This window comes from Sphingomonas sp. CROZ-RG-20F-R02-07 (assembly GCF_022662335.1).
Taxonomy (GTDB): Bacteria; Pseudomonadota; Alphaproteobacteria; order Sphingomonadales; family Sphingomonadaceae; genus Sphingomonas.
Map to the genome: position 1 here is coordinate 1 of NZ_JAKNQJ010000050.1, position 580 is coordinate 580.

Below are 580 nucleotides of genomic sequence, written 5' to 3' on the forward strand. Positions count from 1 at the left end.
TCCGCCTTGTGGTGATGATGTACGTGCGTTTCCCGCTGAGCTTGAGGAACGCCGAAGACCTGCTGTTCGAGCGCGGGATTGATGTGAGCCACGAGACGGTGCGGATGTGGTGGAACCGGTTCGGGCCGCTCTTTGCCGGCGACATTCGCCGTCAGCGGGTCAACCACATGCGCGGCTTTCGCCAGTGGCGGTGGCACCTGGACGAGATGTACGTGAAGCTGAACGGCGAGATGGTGTACCTCTGGCGAGCGGTCGATCACGAGGGCGAGATCCTCGAGAGCTACGTCACGAAGACGAGGGACAAGGACGCAGCGCTGACCTTCATGAAGAAGGCGCTGAAGCGTCACGGCAGCCCTGAGAAGGTCACCACCGACGGGCTTCGCTCCTACGATGCAGCGATGAAGGAGCTTGGCAACGCCGACAAGCAGGAGGTGCGTCGCTGGGCCAACAACCGGGTGGAGAACAGCCACCTGCCGTTCCGACGACGGGAGCGGGCGATGGTGCGCTTCAGGCGGATGAAGACGCTACAGAAGTTCGCCTCGGTCCACGCCAACGTCCACAACCACTTCAGCCTCGAACG

The 580-nt window shown here is 62.6% G+C and carries 1 protein-coding gene; it reads left to right on the forward strand.

The features are described from left to right. Window positions 1–17 precede the first annotated feature (17 nt). Window positions 18–580, forward strand: a 563-nt coding sequence (locus L8H00_RS18660; RefSeq protein ID WP_347340757.1) for an IS6 family transposase, incomplete at its 3' end; no start/stop codon positions are given.